Annotated in this window: 1 protein-coding gene; it reads left to right on the top strand. The window is 56.8% G+C overall.

Annotation, left to right across the window (positions count from 1 at the left end):
• Positions 1–229, top strand: a 229-nt coding sequence (locus A3761_RS28370; protein ID WP_231881118.1) for a hypothetical protein, incomplete at both ends; no start/stop codon positions are given.

Raw genomic sequence — 229 nt, 5'->3', positions numbered from 1 at the left:
GGCCGCGGGACGAGGAAGGCAATCAGACGAACGCCTCGCTTCAAGAAGTGCTGACCCCGTATGGCCTGTCGGTCGATGGGACCCCGGTTATCTTGCCTATGAACTTTCTCAAATTCATGGGCCTGTTCACCTCAGATGAGCAACTCGCCCTTGCAGCTTCCAATGAGCCTTCGGTTCGTCTTTTTTGTCTAATGGCGGCCGGGGCCGAAGCGATCGACGTAACTGACCC

This window comes from Oleiphilus sp. HI0123, assembly GCF_001635315.1.
This window is presented reverse-complemented; position numbering and strand designations above follow the sequence as displayed.